Annotated in this window: 14 protein-coding genes; 8 read left to right on the forward strand and 6 right to left on the reverse strand. The window is 67.2% G+C overall.

Translation table 11 applies throughout. From position 1 onward, the window contains the following. Positions 1-18 precede the first annotated feature (18 nt). The 3 genes from gltB to M2351_RS43525 all read left to right on the forward strand — a co-directional run bounded on the left by gltB (position 19) and on the right by M2351_RS43525 (position 5,984). Positions 19-4,566 carry a glutamate synthase large subunit gene (gltB, locus tag M2351_RS43515; protein WP_264662170.1) on the forward strand — a complete coding sequence of 1,516 codons (4,548 nt, stop codon included), beginning with the start codon at positions 19-21 and terminating at the stop codon, positions 4,564-4,566. Between the two features lie 181 nt (positions 4,567-4,747). After that, the gene (locus M2351_RS43520; RefSeq protein WP_264662171.1) at positions 4,748-5,215 is read left to right on the forward strand and encodes a GNAT family N-acetyltransferase; all 468 of its coding nucleotides are present in this window, start codon (positions 4,748-4,750) and stop codon (positions 5,213-5,215) included. 100 nt (positions 5,216-5,315) lie between these two features. Then, positions 5,316-5,984 carry a glutathione S-transferase family protein gene (locus tag M2351_RS43525; RefSeq protein ID WP_264662172.1) on the forward strand — a complete coding sequence of 223 codons (669 nt, stop codon included), beginning with the start codon at positions 5,316-5,318 and terminating at the stop codon, positions 5,982-5,984. A 12-nt stretch (positions 5,985-5,996) separates the two neighbouring features. Here M2351_RS43525 and M2351_RS43530 read toward each other — a convergent pair whose 3' ends face one another. After that, entirely contained in the window at positions 5,997-6,866 is an 870-nt protein-coding gene (locus M2351_RS43530) for a tetratricopeptide repeat protein (RefSeq protein WP_264662173.1), read from the reverse strand. Positions 6,867-6,931: 65 nt separating this feature from the next. On the opposite strand from M2351_RS43530, the gene M2351_RS43535 reads away from it, so the two are divergent. The 4 genes from M2351_RS43535 (at position 6,932) to gyrB (ending at position 13,093) form a co-directional block, all read left to right on the forward strand. After that, positions 6,932-7,813 (forward strand): SDR family oxidoreductase, encoded by an 882-nt coding sequence (locus M2351_RS43535; RefSeq protein ID WP_264662174.1) that lies wholly within the window; start codon positions 6,932-6,934, stop codon positions 7,811-7,813. 249 nt (positions 7,814-8,062) lie between these two features. Then, the gene (gene dnaN, locus M2351_RS43540; RefSeq protein WP_264662175.1) at positions 8,063-9,193 is read left to right on the forward strand and encodes a DNA polymerase III subunit beta; all 1,131 of its coding nucleotides are present in this window, start codon (positions 8,063-8,065) and stop codon (positions 9,191-9,193) included. 158 nt (positions 9,194-9,351) lie between these two features. Then, a complete protein-coding gene (gene recF, locus M2351_RS43545) occupies positions 9,352-10,503 on the forward strand; it encodes a DNA replication/repair protein RecF (RefSeq protein WP_406567508.1) in 1,152 nt (383 codons plus the stop codon). A gap of 106 nt (positions 10,504-10,609) precedes the next feature. After that, entirely contained in the window at positions 10,610-13,093 is a 2,484-nt protein-coding gene (gene gyrB, locus M2351_RS43550; RefSeq protein WP_264662176.1) for a DNA topoisomerase (ATP-hydrolyzing) subunit B, read from the forward strand. A 253-nt stretch (positions 13,094-13,346) separates the two neighbouring features. Here the strand turns inward: gyrB and M2351_RS43555 are convergent, their stop codons facing one another. From M2351_RS43555 to M2351_RS43565, 3 genes are all read right to left on the reverse strand, one after another. Then, on the reverse strand, positions 13,347-13,562 hold the full coding sequence (locus tag M2351_RS43555) for a hypothetical protein (protein WP_264662177.1): 216 nt from the start codon (positions 13,560-13,562) through the stop codon (positions 13,347-13,349). Positions 13,563-13,668: 106 nt separating this feature from the next. Then, positions 13,669-14,202, reverse strand: coding sequence for an isochorismatase family protein (locus tag M2351_RS43560; RefSeq protein WP_264662178.1), 534 nt, complete (start codon positions 14,200-14,202; stop codon positions 13,669-13,671). A gap of 4 nt (positions 14,203-14,206) precedes the next feature. After that, entirely contained in the window at positions 14,207-14,830 is a 624-nt protein-coding gene (locus tag M2351_RS43565; RefSeq protein WP_264662179.1) for a TetR/AcrR family transcriptional regulator, read from the reverse strand. An 88-nt stretch (positions 14,831-14,918) separates the two neighbouring features. Between M2351_RS43565 and M2351_RS43570 the strand changes: the two genes are divergently transcribed. Continuing rightward, positions 14,919-16,472, forward strand: coding sequence for a 4-hydroxyphenylacetate 3-hydroxylase family protein (locus M2351_RS43570; protein ID WP_264662180.1), 1,554 nt, complete (start codon positions 14,919-14,921; stop codon positions 16,470-16,472). Between the two features lie 177 nt (positions 16,473-16,649). Here the strand turns inward: M2351_RS43570 and M2351_RS43575 are convergent, their stop codons facing one another. After that, positions 16,650-17,318, reverse strand: coding sequence for an isochorismatase family protein (locus M2351_RS43575; protein ID WP_454464609.1), 669 nt, complete (start codon positions 17,316-17,318; stop codon positions 16,650-16,652). Further along, on the reverse strand, positions 17,315-18,361 hold the full coding sequence (locus M2351_RS43580; protein ID WP_264662181.1) for a 2,5-dihydroxypyridine 5,6-dioxygenase: 1,047 nt from the start codon (positions 18,359-18,361) through the stop codon (positions 17,315-17,317). The genes M2351_RS43575 and M2351_RS43580 overlap by 4 nt, the downstream gene beginning before the upstream one ends. Between the last annotated feature and the right edge of the window lie 38 nt (positions 18,362-18,399).

Consider the following 18,399-nt stretch of genomic DNA (forward strand, 5'->3'; position numbering starts at 1 on the left):
GACGGAAAGGGTCCACCGATGACCACCGAGTTGAACCAGGGTGAGCAGTTCGTCGCCGAATACCGCGCCAACGCCGCGGCGCTGACCACTGCCAACGCCTACAACCCGGAGGATGAGCACGACGCCTGCGGCGTCGGCTTCATCGCCGCGATCGACGGCAAGCCCCGCCGCTCGGTGGTCGAGAAAGGCATCGAGGCGCTGAAGGCCGTCTGGCACCGCGGCGCGGTGGACGCCGACGGCAAGACCGGCGACGGCGCGGGCATCCACGTCGCCGTGCCGCAGAAGTTCTTCAAGGACCACGTCAAGGTCATCGGTCACCGCGCGCCGGACAACAAGCTGGCCGTCGGCCAGGTGTTCCTGCCGCGCATCAGCCTGGACGCGCAGGAAGCCTGCCGCTGCATCGTCGAGACCGAGATCCTGGCCTTCGGCTACTACATCTATGGCTGGCGCCAGGTGCCGATCAACGTCGACATCATCGGCGAGAAGGCCAACGCCACGCGGCCGGAGATCGAGCAGATCATCATCGGCAACAGCAAGGGCGTGTCCGACGAGCAGTTCGAGCTGGACCTGTACGTCATCCGCCGCCGCATCGAAAAGGCGGTGAAGGGCGAGCAGATCAACGACTTCTACATCTGCTCCCTCTCCGCCCGCTCGCTGATCTACAAGGGCATGTTCCTGGCGGAACAGCTGACGACCTTCTACCCGGACCTGCTGGACGAGCGGTTCGAGTCCGACTTCGCCATCTACCATCAGCGCTATTCGACCAACACCTTCCCGACCTGGCCGCTGGCCCAGCCCTTCCGCATGCTCGCCCACAACGGCGAGATCAACACGCTGAAGGGCAACGTCAACTGGATGAAGGCGCACGAAACCCGGATGGAGCATCCGGTGTTCGGCAGCCACATGGCCGACCTGAAGCCGATCATCGGCGTCGGGCTGTCGGACAGCGGCGCGCTCGACACCGTGTTCGAGGTGATGGTCCGCGCCGGCCGCACGGCCCCGATGGTCAAGATGATGCTGGTGCCGCAGGCGCTGACCAGCTCGCAGACCACGCCGGACAACCACAAGGCGCTGATCCAGTACTGCAACTCCGTCATGGAGCCGTGGGACGGCCCGGCCGCGCTGGCCATGACCGACGGTCGCTGGGTCGTCGGAGGCATGGACCGCAACGGCCTGCGCCCGATGCGCTACACCATCACCACCGACGGGCTGATCATCGCCGGCTCCGAGACGGGCATGGTGAAGATCGACGAGACGCAGGTGGTCGAGAAGGGCCGCCTCGGCCCGGGCGAAATGATCGCCGTCGACCTCCAGGCCGGTCGGCTGTTCCACGACCGCGAGCTGAAGGACCACCTCGCCGCGATGAAGCCGTGGGGCAAGTGGGTCAAGAACACCACCCACCTGGACGAGCTGGTCAAGACCGCCTCCCAGAAGGGCGAGCCGTCGGAGATGGAGAAGGCCGAGCTGCGCCGCCGCCAGCAGGCTTTCGGCATCACCATGGAAGACATGGAGCTGATCCTTCACCCGATGGTGGAGGACGGGAAGGAGTCCATCGGCTCGATGGGCGACGACAGCCCCATCGCCGTGCTGTCGGACAAGTACCGCGGCCTGCACCACTTCTTCCGCCAGAACTTCTCCCAGGTCACCAACCCGCCCATCGACTCGCTTCGTGAGCGCCGGGTGATGAGCCTGAAGACGCGGCTCGGCAACCTGGGCAACATCCTGGAGGAGGACGAGACCCAGACGCGCCTGCTCCAGCTGGAGTCGCCGGTCCTGACGACCGCCGAGTTCCGCGCCATGCGCGACTACATGGGCGACACGGCGGCCGAGATCGACGCCACCTTCCCGGTCGACGGCGGCCCGGACGCCCTGCGTGACGCGCTGCGCCGCATCCGCCAGGAGGCGGAGGACGCCGTGCGCGGCGGCGCCAACCACGTCATCCTGACCGACGAGGCGATGGGCCCGGCGCGCGCCGCCATCCCGGCGATCCTCGCCACCGGCGCCGTGCACACGCACCTGATTCGCTCCAACCTGCGCACCTTCACCTCGCTGAACGTGCGCACGGCGGAGGGTCTGGACGTCCATTACTTCGCGGTGCTGATCGGCGTCGGCGCCACCACGGTCAACGCCTACCTCGCGCAGGAGGCCATCGCCGAGCGCCACCGCCGCGGCCTGTTCGGCTCCGTGCCGCTGGAAAAGGGCATGGCCAACTACAAGAAGGCCATCGACGACGGCCTGCTGAAGATCATGTCCAAGATGGGCATCTCGGTCATCAGCAGCTACCGCGGCGGCGGCAACTTCGAGGCCATCGGCCTGTCGCGCGCGCTGGTCGCCGAGCATTTCCCGGCCATGGTCAGCCGCATCTCCGGCATCGGCCTGAACGGCATCCAGAAGAAGGTGCTGGAGCAGCACGCGTCCGCCTACGACGAGGAGGTCGTGACCCTACCGGTTGGCGGCTTCTACCGCTTCCGCAAGTCCGGCGACCGGCACGGCTGGGAGGGTGGCATCATCCACACGCTCCAGCAGGCGGTGACCAACGACAGCTACACGACCTTCAAGAAGTACACCGAGCAGGTGAACAAGCGGCCGCCGATGCAGCTGCGCGACCTGCTGGAGCTGCGCTCCTCCAACGCCCCGGTGTCGGTGGACGAGGTCGAGAGCATCACCTCGATCCGCAAGCGCTTTATCACGCCGGGCATGTCCATGGGCGCCCTGTCGCCGGAAGCGCACGGCACGCTGAACGTCGCCATGAACCGCATCGGCGCCAAGTCCGACAGCGGCGAGGGCGGCGAGGATCCGGCGCGCTTCCGCCCGGACAAGAACGGCGACAACTGGAACAGCGCCATCAAGCAGGTGGCCTCGGGCCGCTTCGGCGTCACCGCCGAGTACCTGAACCAGTGCCGCGAGCTGGAGATCAAGGTCGCCCAGGGCGCCAAGCCCGGCGAGGGCGGCCAGTTGCCCGGCTTCAAGGTGACGGAAATGATCGCGCGGCTGCGTCACTCGACGCCGGGCGTCATGCTGATCAGCCCGCCGCCGCACCATGACATCTACTCGATCGAGGATCTGGCGCAGCTCATCTATGACCTGAAGCAGATCAATCCGGATGCGAAAGTGACGGTGAAGCTGGTCAGCCGTTCCGGCATTGGAACGATTGCCGCCGGCGTCGCCAAGGCCAACGCGGACGTCATCCTGATCTCCGGCCATTCCGGCGGCACGGGCGCCTCGCCGCAGACCTCAATCAAGTTCGCCGGCCTGCCCTGGGAGATGGGCCTGTCGGAGGTGCATCAGGTCCTGACGCTGAACCGCCTGCGCCACCGCGTGCGGCTGCGCACCGACGGCGGCCTGAAGACCGGCCGCGACATCGTCATCGCCGCCATGCTGGGCGCGGAAGAGTACGGCATCGGCACCGCCAGCCTGATCGCCATGGGCTGCATCATGGTGCGGCAGTGCCACAGCAACACCTGCCCGGTCGGCGTCTGCGTGCAGGATCCGAAGCTGCGCGAGAAGTTCGTCGGCTCGCCGGAGAAGGTCGTCAACCTCTTCACCTTCCTGGCCGAGGAAGTGCGCGAGATCCTGGCCCAGCTCGGCTTCCGCTCGCTGAACGAGGTCATCGGCCGCACCGACCTGCTGCACCAGGTCAGCCGCGGCGCCGAGCATCTCGACGACCTCGACCTGAACCCGTTGCTGGCCCAGGTCGACCCGGGCGAGAACGCGCGGTACTGCACGTTGCAGGGCCGGAACGAAGTGCCGGACACGCTGGACGCCCGCATCGTCGCGGACGCCCGCCCGCTGTTCGAGGAGGGCGAGAAGATGCAGCTCGCCTACAACGCCCGGAACACGCAGCGCGCCATTGGCACGCGGCTGTCCTCGATGGTGACGCGCAAGTTCGGCATGTTCGGGCTCCAGCCCGGCCACATCACCGTGCGGCTGCGCGGCACGGCCGGCCAGTCGCTGGGCGCCTTCGCGGTCCAGGGCATCAAGCTTGAGGTGATGGGCGACGCCAACGACTATGTCGGCAAGGGCCTGTCCGGCGGCACCATCGTGGTGCGGCCGACCACCTCTTCGCCGCTGGAAACGAACAAGAACACGATCATCGGCAACACGGTCCTCTACGGTGCGACGGCCGGCAAGCTGTTCGCCGCGGGCCAGGCCGGCGAGCGGTTCGCCGTCCGCAACTCCGGCGCCACCGTGGTGGTGGAGGGCTGCGGCTCCAACGGCTGCGAGTACATGACCGGCGGCACCGCGGTCATCCTGGGCCGGGTTGGCGACAATTTCGCCGCCGGAATGACCGGGGGTATGGCCTACGTCTACGATCCGGACGACAGCCTGCCGCTGTACATCAACGATGAGAGCGTCATCTTCCAGCGCATCGAGGTCGCCCATTACGAGGACCAGCTGAAGCGCCTGATCGAGGAGCATGTGGCCGAGACGCAGAGCCGTTTCGCCGCGGAGATCCTCAACGACTGGGCGCGCGAGATGGCCAAGTTCTGGCAGGTCGTGCCCAAGGAGATGCTGAGCCGCCTGGAAGTGCCGGTGAACCAGCCGAAGGCCATTCCGGCCGAGTAGCGACCGACGATTGTGCGTGTGCGAACGGCGGTCCGGACCATCCGGGCCGCCGTTTTTGCACCAACTGTTGCACACACGGCCTATCCAATTTGTGCGCCCCGGAATATTCTATGCGCTGGATGGTTGTTTGGATGGCTTGTCCAAACATTTGGAGACATCCAGAGCCATGGGGGAGGGCGTCATGCCGGCACAAGACGGCCCGCGCGTCAGCATTCGGTTCGCCCGGCCGACCGACGGGCCGCGTTGCGCCGAAATCTTCCTCCTTGGCCGCCGCGCCGCCTTCCCCTGGCATCCCGAAGACCGCTTCGGCCTGAACGACTATTACGACTGCGTGGAGGGCGAGGAAATCCTGGTGGCGGAGGTGGACAGCCGTGCCGCCGAGTCCGTCATCGTCGGGTTCATTTCGGTGGATGTGGCGGAACGCTTCATCCACAACCTGTTCATCGACCCCCTTTGGCGCGGCCGCGGCATCGGCAGCGCGCTGCTGCGGGAAGCGCTCAGCCTTCTCCAGGGATCGGCCGAACTGACCTGTGCCGCCCGCAACGAAGCCGCCCGCGCGTTCTACGAGCACAACGGATGGACCCCCGTCTTGTCCGCCGGCCTCGGCGAGGTCGACCCGCTGGTCGTCTACCGCAAATCCGCGCTCTGACCCTCACCGTTCAGGGTACTCCCCTCGCCGATCGGGAAAAGGCACCCGCCGAAGCGCAGACTGTTTTCCGGGTCTCCCTTGCGCTACAGTCCGGCCCGGCATGCGGATACTTTATCACCACCCCCTCAATCCCTTGTCCCGCATCGCGCGGGTAATGCTCGCCGAGAAGGGCCTCCCCTTCGAACCGGTGATCGAAAAGCCGTGGGATCGGCGCGAGGACTTCCTGCTCCTGAACTCAGCCGGCGAACCGCCGGTGCTGGTGGAGGAGGATGGAACCGTCGTGGCCGGCGGCCTCCCCCTGCTGGAGTATCTGGAGGAGGCCTATCCCGACCTGCCGCTGATGCCGCGCGAGATCGTGGCGCGCGCCGAGGTGCGGCGCATCGTCGCCTGGTTCGTCCAGAAGTTCGACCGCGAGGTGACGGAGAACCTGGTCGGCGAGAAGCTGATCAAGCGCCTGTCCGGCCAGGGTCACCCCTTTGCCCCGGCGATCCGGGCGGGTCTCGCGAACATCCAGTACCACATGGAATACATCGCCTTCCTGTCGGAACGGCGCTCCTGGCTCGCCGGGCCGCACTTCACCGTCGCGGACATCGCGGCGGCAGCGGCGCTGTCCTGCGTCGACTATGTGGACAACGTTCCGTGGGACAAGGTGCCGGAGGCCAAGGACTGGTACGCCCGCATCAAGTCGCGCCCCAGTTTCCGTTCCCTACTGGCGGACAACATTCCCGGCTGTCCGCCCCCCCGCCATTACGCCGATCTGGATTTCTGAGCGGCGGGTCGTTTACGGCTTGGCTGGCTTGTCTGTTCCGCTCTTGGCGTCCGGCGCTTTAGCGCCGGCCTTGGGCGCCTGTGCCGCCTGGTACTTCGCAGCACGCTCCAGATTGATCTGCGCAGTCCGCGCCGCCGACGTGTCCGGGGCGAGGCGCTGGACGAGCTGCCAATCGTCCTTGGCGGCGGCGACGTTGCCGACCTGCGCCTTGATGTTGCCGCGCAGCAGGATGGCGTCCGGATCGTTCGGCTTCAACTGCAGCGCTTGGTCGATGTCGGCGATGGCCTGCCGGTCGTTGGCCAGCGCCTTGTGGGCGCCGGCCCGGTAGAGATAGGCGTCGGCCCGCTTCGGGTCCTTGGCGAGCGCCGTGTCGAGGTCGGCGATGGCGTCCCAGTAGCGTTCCGCCTCGCCGCGGGCAAAAGCCCGGTCGATGTAGAGGTCCACGTCGCTGGGCTGGCGCTCCAGCGCTTGGCTGTACAGCCGCTCCGCCCGCGCGTCGTCGCCGGCGCGCAGCCACGCCCAGCCGGCGCGGCCGAGGAGGGACGCGGCGGCCTTCGGGTCGTCGTTGCCGAGGACCGGCACCAATTCCTCCAGCCGCGCGCCGGCAGCCTTGAAGTCGCCCTTGTGGAACAGCGCCAGCGCCTGGCACAGCCGCGCAAGGTCGCCGCCGCCCCGGTCCTGCCAAGTCAGCGCGCTCTCGAACGCCTCGGCCGGCTTCCGCTCGGCCAAGGTGAGGCAGGCCTGCAATTCCTTGTTGTGATCGATCGCACGATCGGCGGCAGCGGCCGGGGTCGCAATCGGGGTCGCGACGAGAAGCGCGAGGCCGACGGCAAAAGCCTTGGCGAGAACCTCGGCCGGAACGTAAGCGTTGCGTTGGGTCATGACGCCTTTACACTCCGCCATCGCCGCCTTGGACGCAAGGTTTCGACGCAAAGGATTCGAGAACGATGACCGCACCCCGTCTTTTCGTCTTCGGCCTGGGCTTCACCGCGCGCGTGTTCGCCGAGGCACTGAAGGCTGAAGGCTGGCGGGTCGCCGCCACCTGCCGCAGCGAGGACAAGCGCGCCACGCTGGAGGCCCAGGGCTTTGAAGCCTTCCTGTTCGACCGCGGCCGGCCGCTGGCCGACGCCAGGGCGGCGCTGGACGGCACAACCCATCTGCTGGTCAGCGTGCCGCCGGACGGAAAGGGCGATCCGGTGCTGGACCAGCACGCCATGGATCTGGCCGATGTCCGCACGCTCGACTGGGCCGGCTACCTGTCCACCACCGGCGTCTATGGCGACACCAAGGGGGAGTGGGTCGGCGAGGCCGCCTGGCTGCGGCCAACCGGCGACCGGCAGAAGCGCCGCGTGGAGGCGGAGCGCGGCTGGCTGAACCTGTACCGGCAGTATGGCGTGCCGTTGCACGTCTTCCGGCTGGCCGGCATCTACGGGCCCGGCCGCAGCGCGCTGGACAACGTGCGCGACGGCACCGCCAAGCGTGTGGACAAGCCCGGACAGGTCTTCAGCCGCATCCATGTGGAGGACATCGCCGGAACGCTGCGGGCGTCCATGGCGACGCCGACCCTGGGTGCTGTCTACAACGTGGCCGACGATCTGCCCTCCCCCTCGCACGAGGTGGTCGCCTACGCTTGCGACTTGCTGAACGTGGAGCCCCCGCCGCTCGTGCCCTTCGAGAAGGCCGAACTGTCGCCGATGGCCGCCAGCTTCTACGCGGATTGCCGGCGCGTGAAGAACGACCGCATCAAGCGGCAGCTTGGGGTGGAATTGAAGTACCCCGATTACCGGGCCGGCCTGGACGCACAATTCGCCGCGGAAATGGCCCGTTGAGCCGCGTTCGAACCCTTTTTGGGACCCGAGTCGGCACCGAATCCTTCTTTCGCGCGCGTGTCTTCCGCCGCCATTTCCGCGCCGAATCACGGATTTCCGGCCCCATCCCCGGCCGTTCACGAATTTCGTTCGGCAAAAGCGGTGTTGTGGTATGATGCGCGCCCGTTCCGCGTCGTGCAATGCGGCCGGATCGGCACGGGAAATCCTGCGAATCGCGCATAAAAACGACCTGCCGAGACGACGACCAGCATGAACATCATCATCGAACGCGCCGCCCTTCTTCGGTCCCTGGGTCACGTGCAGAGTGTGGTGGAGCGCAGGAACACCATTCCGATTCTGTCCAACGTCCTGTTGAGGGCAAGCGACGGCGAACTGTCGCTGGCCGCCACCGACATGGACCTTGAAATCGTGGAGACGGTGCCGGCCAGCGTCGCCCGCCCGGGCGGCACCACGGCGCCTGCCCACACGCTCTACGACATTGTCCGCAAGCTGCCCGACGGCAGCCAGGTGGAACTGGACATCGGCGGCGACGGCACGATCCTGACGCTGCGGGCCGGCCGGTCGCAGTTCAAGCTGTCCTGCCTGCCGATGGAGGATTTCCCGCAGCTGTCCGGCGGCGACCTGCCGCACCGCTTCGACCTAACGGCGAGCGACCTGCGCGCGCTGGTGGACCGCACCCGCTTCGCCATCTCCACGGAAGAGACGCGCTATTACCTCAACGGCATCTACCTGCACGCCGCCAAGGCCAAGGCCGGCGGCGCGGAGTTGCCGGTGCTGCGCGCCGTGGCGACCGACGGGCATCGTCTGGCCCGCGTTGAGATGCCGCTTCCGGACGGCGCGTCGGGAATCCCCGGCGTGATCGTGCCGCGCAAGACGGTGAACGAGATTCGCAAGCTGATCGACGAGGCCGCCGACCGCATCGAGTTGTCGCTGTCCGACAACAAGATCCGCTTCGCCTTCGATTCGGTTGTCGTGACGTCGAAGCTGATCGACGGCACCTTCCCGGATTACGAGCGGGTCATCCCGGTCGGCAACGACAAGACCATGGAGGTGGACGCCAAGCTGTTCGCCGCCGCCGTGGACCGCGTCGCCACCATCTCTACCGAGAAGAGCCGGGCCGTGAAGCTGTCGCTGACCCGCGGCACGCTGACCCTGTCGGCCACCAGCCCCGAGGCCGGCAGCGCCACGGAAGAGCTCGAGGTCAATTACCAGGAAGGCCCCCTGGAAATCGGCTTCAACTCTCGCTATCTCCTTGATATCACGCAGCAGATCGAGGGCGAAGGCGCCCGCTTCTCGCTGGCGGACGCGGCCTCCCCGACCATCATCCGCGACGTTGCGGACGGGACCGCGTTGTACGTGTTGATGCCGATGCGTGTGTGATCGGTCCTGTGGACGGCGTCCAGGGGCCTGACGGCCCCCATCGGACGGCCCCAGCTTGGGCCGTGGAGGCGTTGCCGCCACGGTTCGGAACGGACACTTTGCTCGAAGCCAGACAGCCCCACGCTCCCTCGGCCGCCCAAGCTGGCCGCCCCGATCTCTTGGGACCGGCGGCGCTGGCGGTGACGCGCCTGACGCTGACCCGTTTCCGCGGCTACGACGGCGCGCGCCTGGAGCCCGACCACCGTCCGGTGGTCCTGACCGGCCCGAACGGCGCCGGCAAAACCAACCTTCTGGAAGCCGTCAGCTTTCTTGCCCCCGGCCGCGGCCTGCGCGGGGCGAAGCTGGCGGAGGTGGAACGGATCGGTTCGCCGACCGGGGCCGGCTGGGCTGTGGCCGCCGTCCTGGACACGCCCATGGGCCCGGTGGAGATCGGCACGGGACGCGAGGCCGGAGCCCACGGATCGGGGAGCGGCGACCGGGACCGCCGCGTCGTCCGCATCGACGGCCATCCGGCCAAGGGCCAGACCGTGCTGGCGGAACACGTCGCCGTCGTCTGGCTGACCCCGCAGATGGACCGCCTGTTCCTGGAGGGATCGAGCGGGCGCCGTCGCTTCCTCGACCGGCTGGTCTTCGGATTCGATCCCGCCCACGCCGGCCGCCTCAGCCGTTACGAGCACGCGCTGCGCGAACGCGCGCGCCTTCTCCGCGATGGCCGGGTCGACGATGGCTGGCTGACCGGGCTGGAGGACCAGATGGCGACCACCGGCATGGCCGTGGCCGCCGCCCGGCGTGACGTGGTGCAGCGGCTGCGCGCCGCCTGCGGCCGCGCCGTCGGCCCCTTCCCCGGCGCCGATCTGGCTGTGCAAGGCACCGTGGAACGCTGGCTGGACGAGGGGCCGGCGCTGGCCGCCGAAGACGCCCTGCGCCAGTCCCTGCGCGACAGCCGCCGGCTCGATTCGGACACCGGCGGGGCGGCGGTCGGCCCGCACAAGAGCGACCTGTCGGTGCGCCACGCCCAGAAGGACATGCCGGCGGCCCTATGCTCCACGGGGGAGCAGAAGGCCCTGCTGATCGCGATCATGCTGGCCAACGCGCGCCTGCTGGCCGCGGAGCGTGGGGCCGCCCCGCTTCTGCTGCTGGACGAGGTCGCCGCCCACCTGGATCCGCACCGGCGCGAGGCGCTGTTCGACGAGATCCTGGCGCTGGGAGCCCAGGCCTGGATGACCGGAACGGACGACAACGTCTTCGCCCCGCTGGGGTCGGCCGCGAAACGCTTTCACATCGAGGACGCGACCGTGACCCCGGCCTAGCCCCGCCTCCCTCAAACCCGCTGGGGACCGCGAAAAATCTCGAAAATTCGCATACCGCAGCACGGTAATCCGCCGAAACCGCAACGCAGTCTGTTATAGTCGAATCATGGCACAGGAAGCATTGAAGAACGACCTCCCGCAGCAGGACTACGGCGCGGAATCGATCACCGTCTTGCGCGGGCTTGATGCCGTGCGCAAGCGTCCGGGCATGTACATCGGCGACACCGATGACGGCTCGGGCCTGCACCACATGGTCTACGAGGTCGTGGACAACGCGATCGACGAAGCGCTGGCCGGCTACTGCGACAAGGTCGTGGTGCAGCTGAACGCCGACGGCTCTGTGACCGTGCGCGACAACGGGCGCGGCATTCCGACGGACATCCATCCGGAGGAAGGCGTCTCGGCGGCGGAGGTCGTGATGACCCAGCTGCACGCCGGCGGCAAGTTCAACCAGAACTCCTACAAGGTGTCGGGCGGCCTGCACGGCGTGGGCGTCTCGGTCGTGAACGCCCTGTCGGAGACGCTGGACCTGCGCATCTGGCGCGGCGGCCGGGAATGGGCGATGCGCTTCCGCCACGGCGTCGCGGACGCCCGGTTGGCCGACGCCGGCTCTGCCCCGATGGTCGACGACGGTGCCGGCGGACAGAAGCCGCTGAGCGGCACCGAGGTCACCTTCCTGCCGTCCAAGGACACCTTCACCAACACCGAGTTCGATTTCGCGACGCTGGAACACCGGCTGCGCGAGCTGGCCTTCCTGAATTCCGGCGTGCGCCTGGTCCTGACCGACGCCCGCGGCGTGGAGCCGAAGGTGCTCGACCTGTGCTACGAGGGCGGGCTTGAGGCCTTCGTGAACTGGCTCGACCGCTCCAAGGTCGCGCTGCACAAGCCGGCCATCTCCATCAAGGCGGAGCGCCCGACGGAGCATGGCGGCGTGGTCACCGTGGAATGCTCGCTCCAGTGGAACGACAGCTACCACGAGACGACGCTCTGCTTCACGAACAACATCCCGCAGAAGGACGGCGGCACGCACCTCGCCGGCTTCCGTGCGGCGCTGACGCGGGCGATCAACAACTACGCCAACGAATCGGGAATCGCCAAGAAGGAGAAGGTCAACCTCTCCGGCGACGACGCGCGCGAGGGGCTGACCTGCGTGCTGTCGGTGAAGGTCCCCGACCCGAAATTCTCCAGCCAGACCAAGGACAAGCTGGTCTCGTCGGAGGTCCGCCCGGTGGTCGAGGCGGTGGTCGGCGAGTGCCTGGCCCAGTATTTCGAGGAGCACCCGGCCGACGCCAAGCGCGTCGTGCAGAAGGTGGTCGAGGCCGCTGCCGCCCGCGAGGCCGCGCGCAAGGCGCGCGAGCTGACCCGGCGCAAGGGCGCGCTCGACATCGCTTCCCTGCCCGGCAAGCTGGCCGACTGCCAGGAGCGTGACCCGGCGCTGTCCGAACTGTTCATCGTCGAGGGCGACTCGGCGGGCGGTTCGGCCAAGCAGGGCCGCTCGCGCCAGTTCCAGGCCATCCTGCCGTTGCGCGGCAAGATCCTGAACGTGGAGCGCGCGCGCTTCGACAAGATGCTGTCTTCGGCCGAAATCGGCACGCTGATCGCGGCGCTGGGCACCGGCATCGGGCGTGACGAGTTCAACCCGGACAAGACGCGCTACCACAAGATCATCATCATGACGGACGCGGACGTGGACGGCAGCCACATCCGCACGTTGCTGCTGACCTTCTTCTTCCGGCAGATGCCGGAGCTGATTGAGCGCGGCTACCTCTACATCGCCCAGCCGCCGCTCTACCGCATCAAGCGCGGCAACGCGAAGGAGCGGTACCTGAAGGACGACCGGGCGCTGGAAGAGTACCTGATCGAGGCGGCGCTGGGCGATCTGTCGGTCCGTACCGTCGATGGTTCGCTGCTGACCGGTGAAACGCTGAAGGAACTGGTGGAGCAGGCCCGCGGCGCCCGCCAGAACATCGAAGCGATCGCCCGCAAGGCCGGCAGCCTGAACGTGGCGGAACAGGCTGCGGTCATCGGCGCGCTCTCGGCCTCTCTGGCCCAGGATGCGGCGCTCGCCCAGCAGGCGGCGCAGACCGTGGCGGACCGGCTGAACGCGCTCGACGCCGAAGGCGGCTGGCGCGGCGAATCGCTGCCGCAGGGTGGTTACGCCCTGGTGCGCACCCGCCGCGGCGTCACCCACCGCCATCTCCTCGACGCTGACCTGCTGAAGAGCGTCGAAGCGCGCAAGCTGGACGCCATCGCGGCGGACCTGAAGCGGGTCTACGCCGAACCGGGCCGTGCGTTTGAGAAGCAGAAGGAAAGTCGCAGCCTGACCGGCCCCGTCGCTCTGTTCGACACGGTGATGGAGCTTGGCCGCCGCGGCGTGACGATCCAGCGCTACAAGGGCCTGGGCGAAATGAACCCGGACCAGCTGTGGGAAACCACGCTGGATCCGACCAAGCGCTCGCTGCTGCAGGTGAAGGTCAACCACGCCGACCAAGCGGAAGAGGTCTTCTCCACCCTGATGGGCGACATCGTCGAACCCCGGCGCGAGTTCATCCAGGAAAACGCGCTGAAGGTCGCCAATCTCGACGTGTAAATGTGGTTGTGTTGGTCGTTAAAGCAAAGTTTGAGAAACCGAACTCAATGATTGAGAAGTTTCACTCAATGATTGAGAAACGCCAAGCCTGACCGAAGCGGAGCGCGCTGCCGGGACGGACAGCAGATTGAGGGCGGATCCCACCGGGTCCGCCCTTTTTCACGACTCCCCCCTTGCTACGCGGAGGGCTGCACTTCGGCTTCCGTCCCCTCAGTCCTTGGGACGCTTGCGCCGCGGGGGCTCGGCGTCTCCCTCAATGATCAAGCCGGCCAGCATGACGGACGGAGGATGCCTTCCACCCCATCCTTCCTTCCAATCCACGCACCTGACCCAAAAGAACGGCATCCAGAACGTGAATCGCCGTTCCAGCAAACGCGCCCTCCATGAAGCCGAGTTCGCGAACGAGCCGACGCGACGACGAGCGGATATGGTCGATTGCGGAAGAAGCGTCCGTCATTTCGAAACCCATACAGCTGCGCAACCCACCCAGGTGCGGGGCGCCCTTGCCGTTCGAGGCGGAGGCTCTCCGCCGGCGCAGGCGTGTCCGCGCTCCGCCCGGCGTCATCGGCCGGCGGCTACCGGATCAAGGCGATCGCCTCACGGAAGCGCGGGTGCTCGGCGGTTTGTAGCCACTCGAAGATCACCATCTCGGTCGTGACGATTTCCGCGCCGTGGCGCTGCAGGCGTCGCACCGCAGTCTCTTTGTTCTCCGGATGGCGCGACCCGATGGCGTCGCGCACAACATAGGTCTTCCGGGAGGCAGCGAGCAGGCCGAGCACCGTCTGCTGGACGCAGACGTGCGCCTCGCACCCGACGACGACGATGTGCCCGTCGGCGGGAACCCGGTCGAGAAACCCGTCTTCCCGGCAGGCGTCGAAGTACTGTTTGTGGAACAGGTGCCCCTGCTCGACGGCAAGGTCTGCAACGGTCGATCCGAGCCCCCTGGCGTTCTGTTCGGTGAACAGGCGCGGGACACCGAACAGCTCCGCCGCCTTGATCAGCCGGCTTGTGTTCCGGATCGCGATCTCGCCGTCGTGGATCACCGGCATGAGCCGCGATTGGAAATCGACGACGAGAAGAAGCGATCGCCTGGGGTCGATGGTCAGCATAACGTCACTCCTGAACGAGTTGGGCGATCCGCTCGTCGACGTAGGCCTCCATCAGGTCCGGCGCCGAGGCGCCGAACATGCGGATGCGACCGGTATGGAGCAGCAGAAGAAGCCCCGCGGCGTGGGCGAAGCAGTCGACCATCAGCAGGTTGGCCCGTTCCTGCGGTGCGCCGAGCGCGATGGCGGCTTCGGCGATGGGGCGGAGGGCGGCTTCGAGCGCGGCGTTCAGTCTCACGTCGCGATCGTGTCCGAGGCCGGCGGGCTTCATGCCGCCGCGGAACAGATAGAAACCCAGATCGAGATCGCGCGGGTTCGCTGCATAAAATTGAAAGAACGACAGCGCCGCGGCCTTCAGCTTCTGCTGTGGGGTCTTCGTCCGCGAGACCGCCTGATCGACGGCAGAGCCGAGAGACTCAAGGGATGCGTGCAGCACCTCGGCGTACATCGCTTCCTTCGACTCGAAGTGAAAGTAGAGCGCGGCCGGTGTGTACCCGGCTCGCACCGCGATCGCCCTGAGGCTCGCTCCGTCGAGCCCCTCTTCCGCGAAGATCTGCCGCGCGGCATCGAGGATCAGCTCGCGCTTGTGCTCGCTGACGGCCTCACGCCGGCTCTGCCGCTTCCCAACCATCGCGCCCCCGAGATCGCTCTTGCAAAAATTCTAACACTGTTCGACACTCTAACACCGTTCGAAAAATTGAACGACACGGAGGATCGCGATGTTGATGTCAGCCGCCGAGTACCGGGAATCGTTGCGGGCCTACAAACCGCGTGTCTTCGTGAACGGGCAGACCGTGGAGAGTGTCGCCGATGAACCGCTGCTCGCGCCCGGCATCGCCGGCGTCGGGGTTACCTATGATTTCGCGCTGCGTAAGGAGCATGCGCCGATCATGACGGCGCGGCAGTGCACGTCAGGCAAGACGGTCAACCGGATGCTGCACATCAACGAGACATCGCAGGACCTGCTCTACAAGCTCGAAGCCGTGCGCCTGGTGTGCAAGACGTCCGGCTGCGCCCAGCGCTACCTCACGCACGACGCGCTCAACGGCCTCTACCAGTCGACGAAGCTGACGGACGACCGTCACGGCACGGACTACAGCCAACGCTTCCTTGCCTATCTCCACGACGTCCAGGACCGGGATCTGACGCTCGGTGTCGCGATGACCGACGCCAAGGGTGACCGGTCGAGGCGGCCGGGGCAGCAGGTCAATCCGGACACCTACGTTCATATCAAGGAACGGCGCAAGGACGGCATCGTCATCCGTGGCACGAAAGCCATCGTGACGGGTGCGCCCTACATGCACGAATTCCTCGTCATGCCGTGCCGAACCCATGTTCCGGAAGACAGGGACTTTGCCGTCGCCTGCGCCGTGCCTTGCGACGCGCCCGGCGTTACGATCATCGCGCGTCCGGCGGGACGTCCGGGCGAGGCCTCGGCCAAGTTCTCCGCCAAATACGGCCAATCCGTCGCCGTTGTGGTGTTCGATGACGTCTTCGTCCCGCATGACCGCGTGTTTCTGGCCGGTGAGACCGAGGAAGGCGGCTTCCTGACGACCTCTTACGCGACACACCATCGGCACTCCTGCATCGGGGCGCGCGCGGGCTTCGGCGATCTCCTGATCGGGGCAGGGGCGTTGATGATCGAGGCCAACGGCCTTGATCCCAACCGCCACGCCCACATCCGTGAGGCGATGGTCGAACTCATCACCATCACCGAAAGCTTTTACGCCTGCGGTGTCGCCTCCTCCGTCTACTGCACGAAGGACCCCGCCGGGTCGGTGATGCCCGATGCGGTGTTCTCCAACATCGGCAAGCTTCTCCTCGCCACCAAGATCTACGACATGCACCGCGTCGCGCACTACGTCTCGGGCGGCCTGATCGTGGCGCTGCCGGGCCCCGACGAGGATCACAACCCCGAGACCAAGGCGTCGATTGCCGCGGTGATGGGCGGACGCCCCGACGTCCCCGCCGAGCAGCGCGCGGAGGTGGCGCGCTTCATCGAGGACCTGACGGTCTCGCATGAGGCGGGCTGGTATTCGGTGATCTCGCTCCACGGCGGTGGCTCGCCGGAAGCGATGAAGCGCGAAATCTGGCGCAACTATCCCGTCATGGAAAAGGTGGAACTGGTGGAGAGCCTCCTCGACCGCGGCGTCCTGGACGACGGCCGCCGCGTGTCGAAACAGCCTGGCCGCTGCTGCGCCACCGGCTGTGAGGTGCCGGAACCGCCGCAGCGTTCCGAGACTGTGCTTCTTGACGAAGCAGCCGACGAGTAAGCATCCACCTCCATCGTCCGCTTTTAAGCGACTGCGGCGCCAGTCCAGCCAACGATTGCGCCGCCCGATCATCCCGGTTACGGCATCATCCAGCGGCCACGCTGTGACAATGCCGGTCCGGCAGGCCGGCAAGATGGCACGAAACCCGCCGGACCCGGCCTTTGCCGTGACCGTCTTTTAAGACCGGATTGGCTGCGCGCCCACACCATCGCCAAGCGATTCGAATAGGGCCGACGACGTCAGTACATCGGCGCACTTCTGGTCCATGTCGAACAGGTTGGCGTCGTGTGGCGGAAGCGCGCGGTCACCGACGCAGTCGGAGAGCACAACGGGACGGAAGCCGAAGGACATGGCGTCGACCACGGACGCGCGCACGCACCCGCTGGTGGTCGTCCCCGCCACGACGAGCGTCGAGACACCGCGCTGGGTGAGCCACGGTGCCAACCCCGTGCCGAAGAAGGCCGAGGGAACCGTCTTGCGGACGACCAGTTCCCCCTCCCGCGGCGCGAGTTGCGGGACGATGGCGCTGAGGGGCGAATGCTCGGTCAGCTTCAGCAGGCTCGGCACCTTCAGGCTGAAGACGTTGGCGTCGCCGGCGTCGTCGGCGAAGACGATCCGGCTGTGCGCGATCGGCCACCGGCGCGCCCGCGCCTGCGCGAGCAGATGGGTGGTGGCCTGGATGGCCTCGGCGATGTTCCCGCCGCCGAAGGACCCCGGATCGGCGAAGCCGTTCACGAAATCGACGATGAGCAGGCCCAGCGATCCGGACAGGCCAAGGCGCGTGCCGAAGCCCTGGCGCCGGTAGACCGCCTCGTCGTCCTCGCGGGGCAAAGTCGGTTCGGTCATGGCGTCCCCCCTTCGGAAACGAGTTTGCCGTCGCGCACGACCTCGACCCCGTCCAGCGCCACCGTGCAGCGGCGCATGGGAATGTCGATGTGGCAGGGGGTGTTGCGCGTGCCCCCCACTTCGGTGTTCGGCCCCAGGGAGACCAGGAAATTTCCGGCGAAGGCGCGCGCGTCCATGGCGATGGTCTGTTCACGGTCGTACAGCGACAGCGTGGACCAGCGCGCCCGGGGCTGCACGCCCCAGCCGATGTGCGAGATGGCATAGCCTTCGGGATCGCCGAAGGACTCCATGTAGTCGTTCAGCAGGTCGGCGTCCAAGCCGCCGGTGATGGAGGTGACGTAGCCGGCCTCGACGATCATCTCGATCGGGGCCTGCAGGTAGGACTTCATCGGCAGCAGGATGTCCCCGCGGTCCAGAACGATCCGGCCCTCCGTCGTGCCTTCGTTGGGCCAGGTCAGCGGAAAGCCGCTCGGCCAATGGTCCCAGCGGCCGGGCTCGTCGACGAAGCCGTATTCCCGCACCACGGGATACTGCCCGATCGGGCAGCGCAGGTCGGTCCCCGCCGCCGAGGTGACGCGCATTTCGTGCGCGCTTTCGATGCGGCGGGCGGCGGCCTCCACCCGGTCCCGGTCGTCCGGCGTCGGGACGAGGCGGGCGAGCACCTCCGGCGGTTCGACCGCCAGCAGGATCTTCGTGCCGGATTCCAGGATCTCCTGCTGCTCGGGCGAGAAGAGCAGCAGCATGAGGTCGAGCACGAGGTCGCTCGCCTTCAGCGCGGCCATGGCCGCGGGATTCCCGGTCAGTGGCGTCGTGCCCACATAGGCCAGCGGGTCGCGGCTGAGCGACTTCTCGCCGTTCAGCGGCGGCAGGTCGAGCCGGCACACCGTGGCGCCGAGCCCGCGCGCGGCGACCACGGCGGTCCGCAGCGTCTGCGGGTTGGTGTCCGGCCCGGTCAGGACCGTGACCGTTTGGCCGGCCTGAAGCCGCGACAGGCTCAGCACCTGCCGCCACGCCTCGATCAGATCGAAATCACTGATTGCCATGGGAGCCATTCCCTCTCGATGATCGTTCTCGACGATCG

The sequence above is a fragment of the Azospirillum canadense genome, assembly GCF_025961225.1.
Lineage (GTDB): Bacteria > Pseudomonadota > Alphaproteobacteria > Azospirillales > Azospirillaceae > Azospirillum > Azospirillum canadense.